This window comes from Bradyrhizobium erythrophlei (genome assembly GCF_900129425.1).
Classification (GTDB): domain Bacteria; phylum Pseudomonadota; class Alphaproteobacteria; order Rhizobiales; family Xanthobacteraceae; genus Bradyrhizobium; species Bradyrhizobium erythrophlei_C.
Genome location: NZ_LT670817.1, coordinates 3,167,772 through 3,186,303, shown reverse-complemented (window position 1 = coordinate 3,186,303; position 18,532 = coordinate 3,167,772). Strand labels below are relative to the sequence as shown.

Genomic DNA, 18,532 nt, shown 5'->3' with positions numbered 1-18,532 from the left:
GTCTCAATCCCGTGGCGTGTCGGCGGCTCTGGTGACGCCATCGCGCACCAATGCGGCAATTTCGTCGGCGGAGAAGCCGGCTTGCTGCAAAATTTCCACGCCGTTCTCGCCGAGGCGCGGCGCCAGGCGCTCCGGCTCCACCGGTGTCTCCGACCAGGTGGCCGCCACCTTCATGTTGCGGATCGGACCTTCGGTCGGATGATTCACGACCGGAAAGAAATCGGTCGCGATCAAATGCGGGTCCTGCAACATGCTCTCGAGATCATGCATCGGCATGACCGGCACGTCGGCCTTGTTGAGCAGTTCGGTCCATTCCGCGGTGGTGCGGGTCTCGAAGATGCGGGCCAGTTCGGCATAGACGGTATCAATATTCACCGCGCGCCCGGCAAACGTTGCGAATTTCGGATCGTTGCGCAGATCGTCGCGGCCGGTGGCTTTGAAGAAGTTCTCCCACTGCTTGTCGTTGTAGACGATCACGCAGATATAGCCGTCAGAGGTTTTGTATGGCCGGCGGTCGCGCGACAGATGGCGCGCATAGCCGCCCTTGTCGAGCGGCGGCTCGTAGGTCAGACCACCCAGATGGTCCCCCATGACAAAACTCGCCATGGTCTCGAACATCGGGATATCCACCCGCTGGCCGCGCCCCGTGCGGTCGCGATGCACCAGGCTGGCGCAGATCGCGCCCACCGCCGTCAGCCCGACGATGCGGTCGACCAGCGCATTCGGCACATAGCGCGGCACGCCGTCGCCGGTCTGCGCCATCAGCGCCGGAAGCGCGGTCGCGCCCTGGATCAGGTCGTCATAGGCGGGTTTTGTCGCGTAAGGTCCGTCCTGACCAAAACCAAATACCCCGGCATAGATCAAACGCGGATTGATTTTCGAGACCACGTCGTAGCCGAGTTGCAGCCGCGCCATCGCCTGCGGCCGCACGTTGTAGACCAGCACATCGGCCGATGCGATCAGCCGCAGCACCACGTCGCGCCCGGCAGGGTTTTTCAGATCGAGGCAGATCGAGCGCTTGCTGCGGTTGGTGTTGAGGAACACGGGACCCATGCCGGGATGACGGGTCGGCCCGATCAGCCGCGTCACGTCGCCGTCAAGCGTTTCGACCTTGATGACGTCGGCGCCGTAGTCGCCGAACATCTGGGTGGCATAGGGCCCCATCAGCACGGTCGTCATGTCGATGACCTTGACGCCCTCCAGCGGTCCCATGGATTTTTTTCTCCCGAGATGTGCGTGCGGCGCATCGCCTTTATTTCCTCAGCCTAGTAACGGCAGCGGGCAGGCAAGATCAAGGGTTGGCCGGCGTATGGGGGTATGCGCCGCGGTTCACCTCGCCCCGCTTGCGGGGAGAGGTCGGATCGCATCGCAGATGCGATCCGGGTGAGGGGGACCATCCGCAAGTCAAACTCGTCGAGAGAGCCCCTCACCCCACCCTCTCCCCGTGAAGAACGGGGCGAGGGAGCGCACCGCCGTTGCCGGGACATCGAGCCCCAATCCATCTATCTTCAATTCCAGACACACCTTCGCGATCCCGCGGCGCGATGCGCCCGGGTGATGCCTGAATTTTTCGCCCTTTGAACCTAGAGGGCGTGGGGAATGCCGGGCGCCCGATGCACCCGCAGCCTCGTGTGCGCATATTGGTAGTAGTATGCACACGAGTATTCACAGCGAGCCATCGGAAATCACCCGACATTCCCGCACGCAATGGTTTACGGCTTATACCGTGCTCTCCCCGGTGATCGGCTTTCTTGCCACCGTCGTCAGCGGTTACCCGCCAACTTGACACCAGCGTCGGGGTGTCAGGACCACACGTCTTCGCCGTCCGCTGCAAGCAACGCCCGTCAAGCGCGCCGCCGCGTCCACCGCATCCCGCCCCGCGTCCGTGACGTCGCGAGCCGCCCCTCTGAGTGGGACAGGACGGCGAGAGATATACAATGATTTGCCACTTCGGAAAACCAGAATATTTTTTCAAAAGGGGCTGGACAGGAAATTCAGCCGCGCGCCCGTCGGGCAAATCAGTTGATACGCGCGCAGGCGCTGCCTATCGAATTGAGTGCTGCTTCATCGTAAAGCGGTGTCGTCCCTGCGAAACTTTCGCAGGGGACGAGGTGGTGAGTTTCCTACTTCGCGGGCTCCAGCACCGAGACGTAATTCGCGACCGCCGCACCGCCCATGTTGAAGATGCCCGCGAGTTTTGCATTCTTGATCTGCATGCCCTCGGGCGCCTGACCCACCAGCTGCATCGCCGTCATCACATGCATGGAGACGCCGGTGGCGCCGATCGGGTGCCCTTTGGACTTCAATCCGCCGGACGGATTGATCGGCAGCTTGCCGTCCTTCTGGGTCCAGCCTTCTTTGATCGCGCGGGCGCCCTGCCCTCGGGGCGTCAGCCCCATCGCCTCGTATTCGATCAGTTCGGCGACGGTGAAGCAGTCGTGGGTCTCCACAAACGAGAGATCGGAAAGCTGCACGCCGGCCGACTGGAGCGCGCGCTGCCATGCCACGGTGCAGCCTTCGAACTGCAAAATGTCGCGCTTCGACATCGGCAGGAAATCCTGGGCATGCGCGGTGGCCCGGATGTTGACCGCCTTGCCCATCGACTTGGCGGCTTCGGCATCCATCAGCACAAGTGCTGCGGCGCCGTCCGATACCAGCGAGCAATCGGTGCGCTTCAGCGGCCCCGCCACGAACGGATTCTTCTCGCTCTCGGAACGGCAGAACTCGTAACCGAAATCCTTGCGCATCTGCGCATAGGGATTGGCGACGCCGTTCTTGTGGTTCTTGGCGGCGATCATCGCCAGCGCATCGGACTGGTCGCCGTATTTCTGGAAATAGTCTTGCGCGATCTTGCCGAACACGCCGGCGAAACCGCCGGGGGTGTCGCCGTCCTCAGGCAGATACGACGCCTTCAGCAGGTTCCTGCCGATCTCGGCCGCGGGCGTGCGCGTCATCTGCTCGACGCCGACCACGAGCACAATCTTCGCAGCACCCGACGCAATCGCGCGGATGCCCTGGTGCACCGCCGCCGATCCGGTGGCGCAGGCATTCTCGACCCGGGTCGCCGGCTTGAAGCGCAATTGCGGATCGGCCTGCAGCACCAGCGACGCGGTAAAATCCTGCGGCGAGAAGCCGGCGTTGAAATGCCCGAGCACGATTTCGTCGACGTCAGCAGCGGAAATGCCGGCGTCGGCGAGCGCGTCGGTCGCGACCTTGACCACGAGGCTTTCGACGGTTTCGTTATCGAACTTGCCGAACGGCGTATGCGCCCATCCGACGATGCTGGCTGTCATGGCTGGTCTCCTATGGGTCTCGTACTGCGTTTCCTGAGTTCGAATGGTATCAAAATCGCCGTTACCCCCTCATCCCCGCGTAACGGCTTCGCCGTTATCGCTGGAGGAGCGTCGCGAAAGCGATGCGTCTCGAAGGATGGCCACAGATGACATTTGTGCAAGCTGCCATCCTTCGAGACGCGCGCGAAGTGCGCGCTCCTCAGGATGAGGCCGGTGGGTGTGAGGCCGCTGAGTGTGAATTCCCGAACCGATTGGTTTCATGGAAGCTCCCCACTGGCAACAAATCAGGCGGCGAACTTACCACCCAATTCGTCCTCGATGTGAATCCGGATGATGTCGTCGAAGGTCTTTTCGGCGGTCGTGAAGCCGAGTTCCAGCGCCCGCTTCGGTGCGAAATTGCGCGGCCAGCCGCTGACAATGCCCATGATGAACGGATCAGGCTCGCGCTTGATCCGCGCCGCCACCTTGTCACCGGCTACCCGCTTCAGCGCGGCGATCTGTTCGCCGACGGTCGCCGAAAGCCCGGGCATGGTGAGGTTGCGGCGCGGGCCGACGACCGCGCTATCGATGGTTGCGGCGTGCAAGAGGAAACCGACCGCCGAACGCGGGGTGGCGTGCCAGTGCCGGACATCCTCGGATACCGGCAGCACCACTTCCTTGCCGGCCAGCGGTTCGCGCAGGATGTTGGAGAAGAAGCCCGATGCCGCCTTGTTGGGCAGGCCGGGACGGATGCAGATGGTCGGCAGGCGGATGCCGACGCCGTCCATGAAGCCGCGGCGCGAATAATCCGCCAGCAGCAGTTCGTCGATCGCCTTCTGGGTGCCGTAACTCAAGAGCGGAGTGTGGAAGAACTCGTCGCCGATCGCGTCCGGAAACGGCGCGCCGAACACCGCGATCGATGAGGTGAACACCACGCGCGGCTTGTAGCCGCCGCCGATGAGGCGGATCGCATCGAGCAGCATCCGGGTGCCGTCGAGATTGATGCGATAGCCCTTGTCGAAATCGAGTTCGGCCTCGCCGGAGACGATCGCCGCCAGATGGAAGATCACGTCAGGGCGGTCCGCGACCAGCTTTTCGGCGGCGCCCGGCACCGCAAAATCGCAGGTCACGACCTCGACCGGAAATCCGGGATTCGGACGCTCCGCCGGAGCAACCACGTCCTGCAGCGTCATGCGGTTGATGTCGGTCTTGCCGAGACGCCCGTCGCGCAGCAGCCGATCGGTCAATTTGCGCCCGACCATGCCGGCGGCGCCGAGAACCAGAATATGCAAGACCCAACTCCTTTTTGTTCTTGGTTGCTGCCTCATCCTGAGGAGCATCGCGAAGCGATGCGTCTCGAAGGATGCCACGGACTGTGCAAGCTGCCATCCTTCGAGACGCGCGCCAAGTGCGCGCTCCTCAGGATGAGGGTCCGAGTGTGTGGATTCTCGAACCGATAACTCGTCGAAGAGCGGTGCACAAGGTCCGCGCCTACTCCTTCACGGCACCGGTCATCGCCGATACGTAATGCTCGACAAAGAACGCGTAAAGGATGACCAGCGGCAGCGAGCCGACCAGCGCGCCGGCCATCAGCGATCCCCACTTGTAGATATCGCCGTCCACGAATTCATTCACGATCGCCACCGGAACCGTTTTGTTCGGCGTCGATTGCAGGAAGGTGAGCGCGTAGATGAACTCGTTCCAGCACAGCGTGAAGGAGAAGATGAAGGCCGAGATCAGGCCCGGAATCGCCAGCGGTACCACGATCCGCGTGAGGATCTGCCAGCGCGATGCGCCGTCGATCAATGCGCATTCCTCCAGCTCATAAGGAATGGTCTTGAAATATCCCATCAGCAGCCAGGTCGAGAACGGAATCAGCAGCGTCGGGTAGACCAGGATCAGCGACAGCGGCGAATCGAACAGGCCATAGGCCTGAATGACGGACGCGAGCGGAATGAACAGGATCGACGGCGGCACCAGATAGGCAAAGAAGATCAGCACGCCGACCGCTTCCGCGCCCTTGAATCGCAGGCGTACGATGGCATAGGCCGCCAGCACGCTGGCGATGATCGAGAGCGTGGTCGCTCCCACCGCCACATACATCGTGTTCCAGAGCCATCTCGGATACTGGGTCTCGAACAACAGCTTGCTGATATGCTTGAAGGTCGGATGGATCACCCAGAACGGGTTGAACTTGTCCATGTCGATCAGTTGTTCGTCCGGTTTGATCGACGTCAGCGCCATCCAGTAGAACGGAAACAACAGCACGACCAGGATCACGAACAGCGGCAGGTAAAGCGTCACCACGCGGCGCGGCAACGACTCCAGGAAGCTCATGCCTTCGCTGTCGTCGGTTTGCGCGGATAGGGGCGCTTTCGATGGCAGGGCGGAATCAGTCATTGTTCGATCCTTGCTGCCATTTCCGGCGCTGCATGCCGAACCAGGAAATCGCGATAGCGGCCGCCAGGAATGGGATCATGGCGGTCGCAATCGCGGCCCCCTCGCCCAGCCGGCCGCTGATGATGCCGCGCTGATAACTCAAGGTGGCCATCAAATGCGTGGCATTCACCGGTCCGCCGCGCGTCAGGGCCCAGACCAGCTGGAAGTCCGTGAAGGTGAACAGCACCGAGAAGGTCATGACAACCGCGATGATCGGCGTCAGCAGCGGATAGGTGATGAAGCGGAAGCGTTGCCAGTTGGTGGCGCCATCCAGCGTCGCCGCCTCGTACAGCGAGGGCGACACGGTCTGCAGGCCGGCCAATAGCGTGATCGCGACAAAGGGAACGCCGCGCCAGATATTGGCGAAGATCACGCTGCCCCGCGCCAAATTGCCATCGCCGAGGAAATCGATGTTGTGGTCGATCAGGCCGAGCCTGATCAGCGACCAGGAAATAATTGAAAACTGGGAGTCGTAGATCCACCAGAACGCGATCGCCGAGAGCACGGTCGGCACGATGAACGGGATCAGGACGACGGAGCGGATCAGCGCCTTGAACGGCATGTGCCGGTTCAACAGCAATGCGAGATAGAGGCCGACCGCGAATTTGATGGCGCTCGCGACGATCGTATAGAGCAGCGTATTGAACACCGAGAGCCAGAAGATGGAATCATCCCACAGCCATTGGTAATTCTCGAGGCCGATGAAAACGCCGGTACGGCCGATACGTTCATCGGTGAAGCTCATCCAGACGCCAAGGAACAAGGGATAGGCCAGGAACAGGATCAGGAACGCCGCCGCGGGCAGCATGAACCACAGCGCTATCCAGTTGCGGTTGGTTCGCAGCCGTATCCAAAGCGACGGCGTATCAACGCCCGCTGCCGGTACAGGCATCAATGTCTGGACGGTAGTCATTCCGCTCCTCACTCCAGATTCCCGGGACGACGCCCGGCGGTTCGACTGTCGCCGCCGAGCGTCGTCCCGATTTCCAAATAAAACAAGCCGGCGCAGCAGGCTGCGCCGGCCTTCTCTCCTATCGGAAGATGCGCTTGGCGGAACGTTCTGCCGACGCCATCGCCGTCTTCACGTCCTCGCGTCCGGTACAGTAGTTGGCGAACATGTCGACAACGACGAAGTCGGCGATCGCGGCAGCGGCGTTCTCACCCATCTTGCCGATGCCCGCCGGTGTCTGCGCGGTCTCGGCCACGTTGCGGTAGGGCGTGTTCTTGGGATCCGCGGTCCAGATCGGGTTCTTGTTGAAGCCGATCTGGAACGGAGAAAGGTAACCTTGGGCGGCTTCGACCCAGGGATTGAACTGCTCGGGCTCCATCATGAACGCGGTGAAGGCTTTGCAGGCCTGCGGATATTTCGTGAAGTTGAAGACCAGGATCGGGAAGCCGAGATGCAGTTCGCGGGTCTTGCCGTCCACGCCGGCCGGCAGATGGGCGTGATTCATATCCGCGGCGATCTGCGGATTTTCTGTCTTTGCCGTGACATAGATCGAAATGCCGTTGACCGTCAGATGAAGCTGGCCCGCCAGGAACGCCTTGTTGTTGGAGCTGTCGTTCCAGGACGCGGTGCCCGGCACGAAGTTGTCGTAGAGGCCCTTGACGTACTCCAGCGCCTTCGCGGTCTCCGGCGAGTTGACGATGACCTTGTTGTCCTTGTCGATCAAGTTGCCGCCATGCGCCCACAGCGCCCAGTGTAGCCAGCCATTGGCGTCGCCCGAGGCGTGGCCGAGTGCCATGCCGGCGGGCGTGCCGTTCTTGTTCATGCCCTTGACCAGATCGGCAAAGCCGGCGAGGTCTTTCGGGAATTCCTTGTGGCCGGCCTTTTCGGCCGCCGCGACGCGGTAGTTCACGAGGCCGCCGGTGGCCGCGACGGGAACGCCGATCCATTTGCCGTCCAGCTTGCCGTAGGCTTCGCCCGAGGGCGCCCAGCCGCCGTCTTTCTTGCCGAGGTATTCGGCGACGTCGGTCATGTCGGTGCATTTGCTGGGGAACAGGAACGGCAGGGAATAAAGACCCCAGACCATGTCGAGGCCCTGCCCGGTGTTGGCAGCGACCGACGCCTTGGGCTGGATATCGTCATAGGATTCGTTTGACACGTTGATGGTCACGCCGGTTGCCTTCTGGAAGGCATCGACGATCTTCATGAAGGCGACGTCTTCGGCTTCCACGAAGCGCTTCCAGCGCAAAAGGTTGATCTTGGCTCCCGCTTCCGGCTTCCACTGCGCGGTCTGCGCCCACGCCTTCGCGTAGCCCAGCAGTTGTTCGCTCGACATGGTTGCCGCAGCAGCCAGCATGGTGGCGCCGCCTTTGAGCAAAGACCGCCGGTCCGGTATAAAATCAGTCATCTTCCGTATTCTCCCTGTTTTATTGGCTCGTTCATCGACCAATTGCTTCGATAACCTATAGTCGCTTGCCCGTCGTTCCGTCGAACAGATGCACCAGCGCGGGATCCGGCTTGAGCCGGACCTTGTCGCCTGGATTGAATTGATGGCGTTCGCGGAACACGGCGACGACCTGCTCGCCGCCGAGTTTCGCAAAGACCTGGGTTTCCGATCCCGTCGGTTCCACCACCACGATCTCGGCTTCGGCGCCGTCATCGGCGATGGTGAAGTGCTCGGGGCGGACGCCGTACACCGCGGGCCGGCCGTCGGAATTGGCGGGCGCCGAAGCCAGCGGCAGCTTGACGCCGTTGGGGCCCTCGAAGCCTGCGCTGCCGTTCAGCTTGACCTTGCCTTTGAGGAAATTCATCGCGGGCGAGCCGATGAAGCCGGCGACGAACTGGTTGTCCGGCCGGTCATACAGTTCCAGCGGCGTGCCGATCTGCTCCACGACGCCGTCATGCATCACCACGATCTTGTCGGCCATGGTCATGGCCTCGATCTGGTCGTGGGTGACGTAGACCGTGGTGGTCTTCAGCCGCTGGTGCAGTTCCTTGATTTCGGTGCGCATCGCCACGCGCAGCTTGGCGTCGAGGTTCGACAGCGGCTCGTCGAACAGGAACACCTGCGGATCGCGCACGATGGCGCGACCCATCGCCACACGCTGGCGCTGTCCGCCGGACAATTGCCGGGGATAACGATCGAGCAGCGGCGTCAAATCGAGGATTTCCGCCGCTCGCGCGACCCCCTTGCTGATTTCGCCCGCGCTGGCGCCGCGCAGCTTCAGCGAAAATCCCATATTGTCGGCGACCGTCATATGCGGATAGAGCGCATAATTCTGGAACACCATCGCGATGTCGCGTTCTTTGGGCTGGACGTTGTTGACGACGCGGTCGCCGATCGAAATCGTCCCGGAAGTGATGTTTTCGAGCCCGGCCAGCATCCGCAGCAAGGTCGATTTGCCGCAGCCGGAGGGGCCGACCAGGACGACGAAGGCGCCGTCCTCGATCGGGATCGATACGCCGTGCAGCACTTCAAAGCCGCCAAACGATTTTCGCACGTCGCGAATCTGCACCGACGACATACATTTCCTCCCAATTCACGCGATCCCCGCGTTGAACGCGGCGGTCGTCCCTTTATTTGACCGGGGTCATACCAGACTTTTTCGGAGATGTCGTTGGATCAAAGTCGTAGGCTGTTACCGCTCCCGCGAACGTTGCGAAGGGGGCGTTGACATGCAAACATCCAGCCCCAATACGAACATTACGCACAATAATAAGGCGTGTGCGGTGCGGGAGAAACAATGAACAAGCCGCTTACCGGCGTCACCAGGCGCAAACTCCGTTCCAGCGAGTGGTTCAACAACCCTCACAACCCCGGGATGACCGCGCTTTATCTCGAGCGCTACCTCAACTACGGCCTGACCCGGCACGAACTGCAGGCCGGCAAGCCGATCATCGGCATCGCGCAGACCGGCAACGACCTTTCGCCGTGCAACCGCCATCACCTCGAACTGGCGCATCGGGTCCGGGAAGGCATCCGTGCCGCCGGCGGCATCGCGATGGAATTTCCGATGCATCCGATCCAGGAGACCGGCAAACGCCCGACCGCCGCGCTCGATCGCAATCTCGCCTATCTCGGCCTGGTCGAAATACTGTTCGGCTATCCCCTGGACGGCGTGGTGCTGACCACCGGCTGCGACAAGACTACGCCCGCCTGCCTGATGGCGGCGGCAACAGTCAATCTCCCGGCGATCGTATTGTCCGGCGGGCCGATGTTGAACGGATGGCACAATGGCGAGCGCTCCGGCTCCGGCACCGTGGTCTGGAAAGCGCGCGAGCGGCTGGCCGCCGGCGAGATCGACTACGAGGAGTTCATGAACATCGTGGCCTCGTCGGCGCCGTCGGTCGGCCACTGCAACACCATGGGCACCGCCTCCACAATGAATTCGCTGGCCGAGGCCTTGGGCATGTCACTGCCGGGTTGCGCCGCGATCCCCGCGCCCTACCGCGAGCGCGGCCAGATCGCCTACGAGACCGGCACTCGCATCGTCGGGATGGTCTGGGAAGATCTGAAACCGTCCGACATCCTGACGCGAAAGGCGTTCGAAAACTGCATCGTCGTCAATTCGGCGATCGGCGGCTCGACCAACGCGCCGATCCACATCAACGCGCTGGCCCGCCATATCGGCGTCGAACTCGATATCGACGACTGGCAGAAATACGGCCACGAGATTCCGCTGCTGGTGAACATGCAGCCGGCCGGCTTTTATCTCGGTGAGGAATATCACCGCGCCGGCGGCGTGCCGTCCGTGGTGCGCGAATTGATGGCGCACCAGCGTATCCACGAAGACGCCATGACCGTCAACGGTCACACCATGGGCGAGAACTGCCGCGATGCGCCGAAACCCGACGGCGACGTGATCCGGAGTTACGACAAGCCACTGGTGAAAGACGCCGGTTTCCTTGTCTTGCGCGGCAACCTGTTCGATTCCGCGATCATGAAGACCAGCGTGATCTCCCGGGAGTTCCGCGATCGCTATCTGATCACTCCCGGCGATCCGAACGCGTTCGAGGGCCGCGCCATCGTGTTCGAGGGCCCGGAGGATTATCACAAGCGGATCGACGATGCCTCGCTCGATATCGACGAGCACTGCATCCTGTTCGTGCGCGGCACCGGACCGATCGGCTATCCGGGCGGCGCCGAGGTCGTGAACATGCAGCCGCCGGCGGCGCTGATCAAACGCGGCATCCTGTCCCTGCCTTGCATCGGCGACGGCCGGCAGTCCGGCACCTCAGGCTCGCCGTCGATCCTCAACGCCACGCCGGAAGCCGCGGCCGACGGCGGGCTCGCCATCCTCAAGACCGGCGACAAGGTTCGCATCGATCTGAATAAAGGCAGCGCCAACATCCTGATTTCCGATGAGGAGCTGAAGCGGCGGCGCGCCGAACTGAAAGCCAAGGGCGGCTTCCCCTATCCGGCCAACCAGACGCCGTGGCAGGAACTCTACCGCTCCACCGTCGGCCAGCAGGCCACCGGCGCCTGCATGGAGTTCGCCACCCGCTATCACGACATCGCCGGCACGGTCGGCGTGGCCAGGGATAATCATTAGCGAGAATCTGAGCTGTCGTTGCCGGGCTTGACCCGGCAATCCATCCTTCTTCAAAGAAGATGGATACGCGGGTCGAGCCCGCGTATGACCGGAAATAACTATCGATAATTTGGGAGAGAACGCCATGTCAGACCGCCTGAAGGGCAAACGCGCATTCGTGACCGCCGGCGCGGCGGGAATCGGCCGGGCCTCGGCAATCGCCTTTGCGCGCGAGGGCGCCACGGTGTTTGCAACCGACATCGACGAAAAGGGCCTCGCGGTGCTCGCCAAAGAGGGTGTGTCGGAGGTCGCAAAGCTCGACGTGCGCGATACCGCCGCTGTCGCCGCGATGGCCAAGCGCGTCGGCAAGGTCGACATCCTGCTCAACGCGGCGGGCTTCGTGCATCACGGCACGGTGCTCGACTGTTCCGACGACGACTGGGATTTCTCGTTCGACATCAACGTCAAGTCGATGCACCGCACGCTGCGGGCTTTCCTGCCGGGCATGCTGGAATCCGGCCATGGCTCGATCGTGAACATTTCGTCTGCCGCCGGCGTGTTCAAGGCTGCGCCCAACCGCTACGTCTACGGCGCGACCAAGGCCGCGGTGGCGGCGCTGACGCGCGCGGTGGCCGCCGATTTCATCACCAGGGGCATCCGCTGCAACTGCATTTGTCCCGGCACCATCGAGACGCCGTCGATGCTCAACCGCGCCACCGCGGTTGGACCCGGGGGGCGAGAGATGTTCGTGAGCCGGCAGCCCATGGGGAGGCTCGGCACCGCCGAGGAAATCGCGTCGCTCGCGGTCTATCTCGCCAGCGACGAAAGCGCATTCACCACCGGCGTTGCGCATATCATCGACGGCGGCTGGACGCTGTAGGCATTCTCTCTTTGGCCTCCGCGTCATCAATAATTCATGGTCATTCCGGGGCGCGTCGAAGACGCGAACCCGGAATCTCGAGATTCCGGGTCTGGTCCTTCGGACCATCCCGGAATGACGGTGGACTAGCTCGTTCGAACGGATCCAGAAGAGGGTGTACCCATGAACAAGATCGATCTAAACGGCCGCTGCGCGGTTGTCACCGGCGGCGCGCAGGGTTTTGGACGCGCTATTACAGAACGTTTTGTCAGTTCCGGTGCGCGCGTCGCGATCTGGGATCATGACCAGCCATTCGCCGAGAAGACCGCAAAGGAAATCGGCAACGGCGTCACCGCGTTCAAGGTCGATGTGTCAGATCTTGCCGCGGTCGAAAAGACCCGAGATGCGACGCTTGCCGCATTCGGAAAGATCGACATTCTCGTCAACAACGCCGGCATCGCCGGGATCAACAAGACGGTCTGGGAGACCGACCTCGAGGAATGGCGCAAGGTGCTGCGCATCAACCTCGACGGGCCCTTCATCTGCTGCAAGGCGATCGTGCCGTCGATGGTCAAACAGAATTACGGCCGCATCGTCAACATCGCCTCGATCGCCGGCAAGGAGGGCAACCCCAATGCCGCGCATTACTCCGCCTCGAAGGCCGGCCTGATCGCATTGACGAAATCGCTCGGCAAGGAGCTCGCCGGTTACGAAATCGCCGTCAACGCGGTAACGCCGGCCGCGGCCAGGACCGCGATCTTCGACCAGATGACGCAGCAGCATATCGACTTCATGCTGTCGAAGATTCCGAAAGGACGTTTTGTCCTGGTCGAAGAACTGGCGGCGATGGTGGCGTGGCTGGCGTCGGAAGATTGCGCGTTCTCCACTGGCGCCGTGTTCGATATTTCCGGCGGCCGCGCGACGTATTAAGGTCTTTTCGGATTCTCCTCATGGTGAGGAGGCGCACTCCCGGCAGCGCGTTCGCGCTGTCCGGTGCGCCGTCTCGAACCATGAGACCACGGTGGACCTCATCCTTCGAGACGCGGCGAAGACGCCGCTCCTCAGGATGAGGACTGAGACCATAGTTCATTTCAATCGAGAGCTGACATTGGAGACAGCCATGACCCGGGAAGGCGGATGCCTGTGCGGCGCGGTGCGGTTCAAGGCGGAGGGCGAACCGATCAATGTCCGCATCTGCCATTGCCGCAACTGCCAGAAGGCGATGGGATCGCCGTTCTTTGCCCGCGCGCTGTTCAACCAGAACGCACTGACGGTTGCAGGCAACACGTCCCGCTATGCCTCGTCGGAGGCCATCGACCGGGTTTTCTGCACAACCTGCGGCACACGGCTGTTTTCCTGGCGAACCAACGGCACGGTAGCGGGCGTTGCCCTTGCCGTCTTCGACGACCGCAACGCCTTCGCACCCACCGAGCACATCTGGGTCGCGGAAAAGATGGCCTGGGTGAAGCTCGAGGACGGCTTGGTGCAATATCCGGGGACGGTGCCCCCTTGATGCGGAGGCCTGTTCACGCCGATCGTTCATGAATACATGGTGGCGTGAACCCCATCCGTCGAACCGGTCAGGATCCCCAGTGAATATCACCCTCTACGACCTGTCGGTTTGGGTATTGCCGCTCGTCATCGCCATCACCTTCCACGAGGCCGCCCACGGCTTTGTGGCGCACCATTTCGGCGACAACACCGCCTGGGAACGGGGCCGCGTCACCTTCAACCCGCTCAAGCATATCGATCCGTTCGGGACCCTGCTGTTGCCGGCGTTGCTGCTCTTCGCCCACTCACCATTCCTGTTCGGCTACGCCAAGCCGGTGCCGGTGAACTTTCGCGCCCTTCGCAGTCCCCGCATCGACATGGTCTGGGTGGCGCTGGCCGGACCTGCCACCAATATCATCCTGGCTTTGGTCGCGGCGACGGCATTTCACGCGCTGCCCTACGTCCCAGCCGGTGCTGCGCAATGGATTGCCGACAACCTGAAAAACGCCCTTGTCATCAATGTCGTGCTGGCGATCTTCAATATGCTGCCGATCCCGCCGCTGGACGGCGGCCGGGTCGCCGTCGGCCTGCTGCCCAACGTGCTCGCTATCCCGCTGGCCCGGCTGGAGCCGTACGGAATGCTGATCCTGATCGGCATCCTGATCCTGCTTCCGCTGGCCGGTTCTCAACTCGGTCTAAATCTTGATGTTATTTCGGTGATACTGCGAACATTGACCGGCTATGTGCTCCGGTTGCTTCTTGTGGTAACCGGCAACATGTAGTCCAACCCAAAAGACGCCGAAAAGGCCCGAGGCCATCTTGATCAAAGCTGCGGACATGCTGATCGCGCGACGCGCCGACACCAGGGCCCGCGCGGATTTTGCCACCTGGAAGATGATGGCCAAACTGAATGGCACGTCCTCTCTCCCCGCCGAGGCCCAGGACTTCCTTGCCAGCTATCGGGCGCTGCTCAAGGAAATGCCGGAGGCCGAGGCGACCGAGGCCACCATCCATCTCATTTACAAGGCCTATTACGGGGAGATGGGCGGGGCCGGCTTGCCGCCCGATGTCATTCCCCGTTCGCGCGATCCCGTGAGCGATAACGTCACGGCCTTCAAACGCCCGCCCGCGCCGCGGCCCAAAACCACCGGTGGTTCGGAAACAAAACCACGGCTTCCGGTGGCGCTGATTTTCGCCTGCCTCGTCGTCGTCTATGTCGGGATCCGGTATTTCCTGCAGTGAGGCGAACGCCGGTTGCGGCTATTTCCGGCATCGCTGCCGCACAATCAGCCGTGGTTCTTGACCCGGAAGATCACCGGAAGCGTAAAATTCAATCCTTCGTCGGCGACCAGCGGCGGCGGCTGGGGCACCGGATCGGAGCGCCGCACCATCGCCAGCGCGGCCTGATCGAAGGCCGGGTCGCCCGATCCCTTGACGATGCTGGCCGAGAGAACATGGCCCATCCGATCCAGCGCGAAGCTGACCAGAATCTGTGCGTTCTTTTGCGAGCGCTCCGCCGGATAGCGCTTGTGCTTGTCGAGGTGTGCGATCAGTTCCTTCTGCCAGGTCGCCCGCACGCGTTGCGCGCTTTCGCCGGTGCCCTGGGCGGGAGCGACCGAGCGCGGCCCTTCCTGAATGGCCTCGGTGCTCGGCGTCGCGGTCGCCTCGGCCGCGACCGATTCCGTCGAGGCCGAGGTTTGCACGGTGGCGATTTTGGTATCGTCTTCCTTGGGCTTGTCGGAATCGTTCGGCGTTACCACCCGATCCGGATCCTCGGTCTCGGCCGGCACGTCCTTCGGCAGTTCGGTCTGCTTGAGCTCGGCCTTCTGCTCGGCGATCGCGGGCGACGCAATGGAAGCATCGGTGTCCGGCCCCGGCGGCAGATCGGTCGCCTCGAGATGCGGTGACATCATTTCCATCCCGATCTCGATCGCCGGCGCACCCAAGGGATCATCGGGATCGTCGGCCTGCAGGTGCGCCACCGCCAGGGCGCCGCCGCCAAGATGAAGCGCAAGCGCGGCCAGCCCCGCGAGAATCCACAGCCGCCGGGAGGGCTTTCGTTCGAGGTCGAGGTCGGACATCTCCATCACGCCGCGGCTCACGGTTTTGGATTTTCGGTCGTCGAAGGCGGCAACGCGCTATCCGGCACACCTTCCAGTGCCACCAGCTTGATTTTCGTGTAGCCCCCCGCACGCAAGATTTCCAGCACGGCCATCAGTTCGCCATACGGCACGGCGCGGTCGGCGCGCAGGAAGATGAAGCGATCCTTGCTGGCATCGGCCATCGCGTCGAGCGAGCGAACCAGATCGACCCGCTTGACCGGGTTTTCTCCGATCGCCACCGCGAGATCGGGCTTGATGCTGACATAGGTCGGCTTGTCCGGCTTCTTCTGCGGGGTCGCGGTCGATGACGGCAGATCGATCGGAAGATCGACGGTCGACAGCGGCGCCGCGACCATGAAAATGATCAGGAGAACGAGGATAACGTCGATGAACGGCGTGACGTTGATCTCGTGCGCTTCGCCGAAATCGTTGTCGTCATCGAGGTCGGTATCCGCGATCGAGGCGCCCATGGTCTACTCCGCCGCGCGCGAATGTGCGCCGCCATGGGTGCGATCGAGATCGCGCGACAGCAACCGCCCCGCCGCGCCCGACGACCGGCCGACCAGTTCGAGGTAGCCTTTGGTCACCCGCGAGAAATGATTGTAGATGATCACGGCAGGGATCGCCGCGACCAGGCCGAAGGCAGTGGCGAGCAGCGCCTCGGCGATACCCGGCGCGACCACGGCAAGATTGGTGGTCTGCGATTTCGAGATCCCGATAAAACTGTTCATGATGCCCCACACCGTACCGAACAGCCCGACGAACGGCGACGTCGCGCCGATGGTCGCGAGCAGTCCCATGCCGAGCCTGATCCGGCGGGCTTCGGCGCGCACGATCTCGGCAAAGCTCGACCCCGCCCGTTCCTTGATGCCGCTGTCGCTGGAAATTCCGGCCGACAGCCGCGCCTCGCGCATCGCCGCGGCCAATAGCGCCGACAACACGCTTTCCTTCGCGCCCAGCGCGAACTGCGCCTCGGCCAGCGATCTTGAGTCGCTGATCTTGCGGAGGGCTGTGCGGAGTTTGCGCTGGACCACCGACAGCTCGATCATCTTGGCGATGAAGATCGTCCACGTTACCAGCGAAGCGAAGGCCAGTCCGATCATGACCGCCTTGACCAGGATATCGGCCGACAGGAACATCGACCAGGGCGACAGCTCGCGCAGCCCGGATGTCGCCGACTTCAGCGACCGGCTGTTGGCATCGACAGGAGTCGCGGTTGCGTCGGGCGGCGGAGCGGATGGAGCGACAGCCGGCGGCGCGGTAGCCGGAGCCGGCAACACTGCCTGAGCCGGGCTCGCCGGCGCTTGCGACAATGCGGCAGCCGGCGGTGGCGCGGGGGCCGCGTTCTGTTGCGCGAATGAAGGCGAGACCAGCGACAGCATCGACAGCGCGGCCATCACAATATAGGTCGCTCGGAAAGGTGACAGATTCATATTTCGGCCTGGTAGCGGGTTGGATTGTTATGCAGGCATCCGGTCGGCTGCAGCCTTCGCGAGATGGCGAGATAGAACCACGAGGCGGGCCGAATTGGGGCCATGCCGTGGGCGCCGATCATACGACGATCCCTCTGGATTTCCCTCGGGTTTCCCTGGGACGTACCTTGGAATTCGTCCAATGATCGGGGTCAGGCGAGCGGCGGACCACGCGGCTGAAAGGCGACGCGAACCGAATTGAAATCGGCGAAATCGGCAGCGGCAGTCAGATAGGTGAATGCGGTCGCCTGTGGTGCCGACAGATCGGGCGGTGTCGCCACCACCACGGCGCCAGCCAGCGCCATCACGGCGCAGATCGCGCAATCGTCGGCCGGCTGACCATCGGGCCGATGGTTGAACGGTGACGAGGTTTTATGCGGTGCGTTTGAATGCATCGCCAACCGGGTGACGTTGTGAAGCCCCAATCGCTTCGCATCCGCCAGCGCGGAGGCAGCCTGTGCGCTGTCGCCGTGGAAATGTCCGAACGACAGCAGAAATTGCATCGCCAGCGCGACCACCGCTAGCCGTGCCATCGGCCTGATGTTTGATCGGAACCATTTCATGGCAGCAAACGCCTCGGCCACAGTGTCCGGAACTCTGCCTGACCACTCGCGGTGTTACAGTATAACAACATGGGGAGCGCCGAGGGGTCAACGATATTCATCGAGAACGTCGATCCAATGGAACAAAGTGATCGGCCACCCCGTCCATTGCAGCCCCCGGCGCATTCATACTTCGGCCCAGCAGCGGATCAGGTTGTGATAAATACCGGTCAATTTGACCGTTTCAGGGTCGTCGCGCCCGAGCCGTTCCACCAACGCCTGGATAGCGGTGTCGAGATCAAAAATCAGGCTGCGCGCATGAGCGTCCCGGATCATGCTTTGCAGCCAGAAAAAAGACGCAACCCGCATGCCGCGCGTGACCGGCGTGACCATGTGCAGACTGGACGCCGGATAAAGCACGAGGTCCCCGGCCCCAAGCTTGACGTCGTGGGAACCGTAGTTGTCTTCGATCACCAACTCGCCACCGTCATATTCGTCCGGTTCGGACAGAAACAGCGTGACCGACAGATCGGTCCGGATGCGCAATCCCGTCAGACGATCGCCGCGCACCGCGTTGTCGACGTGGATGCCGAAATGATGGCCGTCGTCGGCGGCGTAGCGGTTGAACAGCGGAGGAAAGATATGCAGCGGCACCGCCGCCGCGATGAACCTCGGATTGGCCGTCAGCGCCGAAACGACGCGGTTGCCGAGCTTGCGCGCGATTTCGCTGTCCGGCGGCAATTGCTCGTTGCTTTTCACCAGCGCCGATTGCGCACCCGCGGTCGAGCGGCCGTCTTCCCAGGCGCAGCCGTCCATGATGCGGCGGAAATCCGCCACATCGGTTTTGCTCAGCACATCGGGGACGCAGATCAGCATC

The 18,532-nt window shown here is 62.5% G+C and carries 18 protein-coding genes; 6 read left to right on the top strand and 12 right to left on the bottom strand.

The features are described from left to right. Positions 1–3: 3 nt before the first annotated feature. The 7 genes from B5527_RS15055 to B5527_RS15025 all read right to left on the bottom strand — a co-directional run bounded on the left by B5527_RS15055 (position 4) and on the right by B5527_RS15025 (position 9,182). Positions 4–1,212 carry a CaiB/BaiF CoA transferase family protein gene (locus tag B5527_RS15055; protein WP_079602126.1) on the bottom strand — a complete coding sequence of 403 codons (1,209 nt, stop codon included), beginning with the start codon at positions 1,210–1,212 and terminating at the stop codon, positions 4–6. Positions 1,213–2,123: 911 nt separating this feature from the next. Beyond that, positions 2,124–3,293 carry an acetyl-CoA acetyltransferase gene (locus tag B5527_RS15050; protein WP_079602125.1) on the bottom strand — a complete coding sequence of 390 codons (1,170 nt, stop codon included), beginning with the start codon at positions 3,291–3,293 and terminating at the stop codon, positions 2,124–2,126. A 284-nt stretch (positions 3,294–3,577) separates the two neighbouring features. After that, complete coding sequence (gene denD / locus B5527_RS15045) at positions 3,578–4,564, bottom strand: D-erythronate dehydrogenase (protein ID WP_079602123.1); 987 nt, start codon at positions 4,562–4,564, stop codon at positions 3,578–3,580. Between the two features lie 199 nt (positions 4,565–4,763). After that, positions 4,764–5,672: a carbohydrate ABC transporter permease gene (locus tag B5527_RS15040; RefSeq protein WP_079602121.1), complete on the bottom strand. Its 909-nt coding sequence runs from the start codon at positions 5,670–5,672 to the stop codon at positions 4,764–4,766. After that, positions 5,665–6,624 carry a carbohydrate ABC transporter permease gene (locus tag B5527_RS15035; protein WP_079602120.1) on the bottom strand — a complete coding sequence of 320 codons (960 nt, stop codon included), beginning with the start codon at positions 6,622–6,624 and terminating at the stop codon, positions 5,665–5,667. The genes B5527_RS15040 and B5527_RS15035 overlap by 8 nt, the downstream gene beginning before the upstream one ends. Positions 6,625–6,742: 118 nt before the next feature. Next, a complete protein-coding gene (locus tag B5527_RS15030; RefSeq protein ID WP_079602118.1) occupies positions 6,743–8,065 on the bottom strand; it encodes an ABC transporter substrate-binding protein in 1,323 nt (440 codons plus the stop codon). A gap of 55 nt (positions 8,066–8,120) precedes the next feature. Next, positions 8,121–9,182 carry an ABC transporter ATP-binding protein gene (locus B5527_RS15025; protein ID WP_079602117.1) on the bottom strand — a complete coding sequence of 354 codons (1,062 nt, stop codon included), beginning with the start codon at positions 9,180–9,182 and terminating at the stop codon, positions 8,121–8,123. Between the two features lie 219 nt (positions 9,183–9,401). Between B5527_RS15025 and B5527_RS15020 the strand changes: the two genes are divergently transcribed. The 6 genes from B5527_RS15020 to B5527_RS14995 all read left to right on the top strand — a co-directional run bounded on the left by B5527_RS15020 (position 9,402) and on the right by B5527_RS14995 (position 14,781). Beyond that, positions 9,402–11,210 (top strand): IlvD/Edd family dehydratase, encoded by a 1,809-nt coding sequence (locus B5527_RS15020; RefSeq protein WP_079602115.1) that lies wholly within the window; start codon positions 9,402–9,404, stop codon positions 11,208–11,210. 124 nt (positions 11,211–11,334) lie between these two features. Continuing rightward, complete coding sequence (locus B5527_RS15015; protein WP_079602113.1) at positions 11,335–12,069, top strand: SDR family oxidoreductase; 735 nt, start codon at positions 11,335–11,337, stop codon at positions 12,067–12,069. Between the two features lie 162 nt (positions 12,070–12,231). After that, positions 12,232–12,978 (top strand): SDR family NAD(P)-dependent oxidoreductase, encoded by a 747-nt coding sequence (locus tag B5527_RS15010; protein WP_079602112.1) that lies wholly within the window; start codon positions 12,232–12,234, stop codon positions 12,976–12,978. Between the two features lie 190 nt (positions 12,979–13,168). Further along, positions 13,169–13,561 (top strand): GFA family protein, encoded by a 393-nt coding sequence (locus B5527_RS15005; protein WP_079602110.1) that lies wholly within the window; start codon positions 13,169–13,171, stop codon positions 13,559–13,561. A 79-nt stretch (positions 13,562–13,640) separates the two neighbouring features. Further along, positions 13,641–14,321 carry a site-2 protease family protein gene (locus B5527_RS15000; RefSeq protein ID WP_079602109.1) on the top strand — a complete coding sequence of 227 codons (681 nt, stop codon included), beginning with the start codon at positions 13,641–13,643 and terminating at the stop codon, positions 14,319–14,321. A 55-nt stretch (positions 14,322–14,376) separates the two neighbouring features. Beyond that, positions 14,377–14,781, top strand: coding sequence for a hypothetical protein (locus tag B5527_RS14995; protein ID WP_172842835.1), 405 nt, complete (start codon positions 14,377–14,379; stop codon positions 14,779–14,781). 44 nt (positions 14,782–14,825) lie between these two features. Here B5527_RS14995 and B5527_RS14990 read toward each other — a convergent pair whose 3' ends face one another. The 5 genes from B5527_RS14990 to B5527_RS14970 form a co-directional block, all read right to left on the bottom strand. Further along, a complete protein-coding gene (locus B5527_RS14990) occupies positions 14,826–15,620 on the bottom strand; it encodes a cell envelope integrity protein TolA (protein WP_079607283.1) in 795 nt (264 codons plus the stop codon). A 17-nt stretch (positions 15,621–15,637) separates the two neighbouring features. Then, entirely contained in the window at positions 15,638–16,111 is a 474-nt protein-coding gene (exbD, locus tag B5527_RS14985; RefSeq protein ID WP_079602105.1) for a TonB system transport protein ExbD, read from the bottom strand. Positions 16,112–16,114: 3 nt separating this feature from the next. Further along, positions 16,115–17,074: a tonB-system energizer ExbB gene (gene exbB / locus B5527_RS14980; protein WP_079602103.1), complete on the bottom strand. Its 960-nt coding sequence runs from the start codon at positions 17,072–17,074 to the stop codon at positions 16,115–16,117. A 191-nt stretch (positions 17,075–17,265) separates the two neighbouring features. After that, positions 17,266–17,676, bottom strand: a complete 411-nt coding sequence (locus tag B5527_RS14975) for a hypothetical protein (RefSeq protein WP_079602102.1) — start codon at positions 17,674–17,676, stop codon at positions 17,266–17,268. Positions 17,677–17,841: 165 nt separating this feature from the next. Next, a complete protein-coding gene (locus tag B5527_RS14970; protein ID WP_079602100.1) occupies positions 17,842–18,531 on the bottom strand; it encodes a Fe2+-dependent dioxygenase in 690 nt (229 codons plus the stop codon). Position 18,532 lies beyond the last annotated feature (1 nt).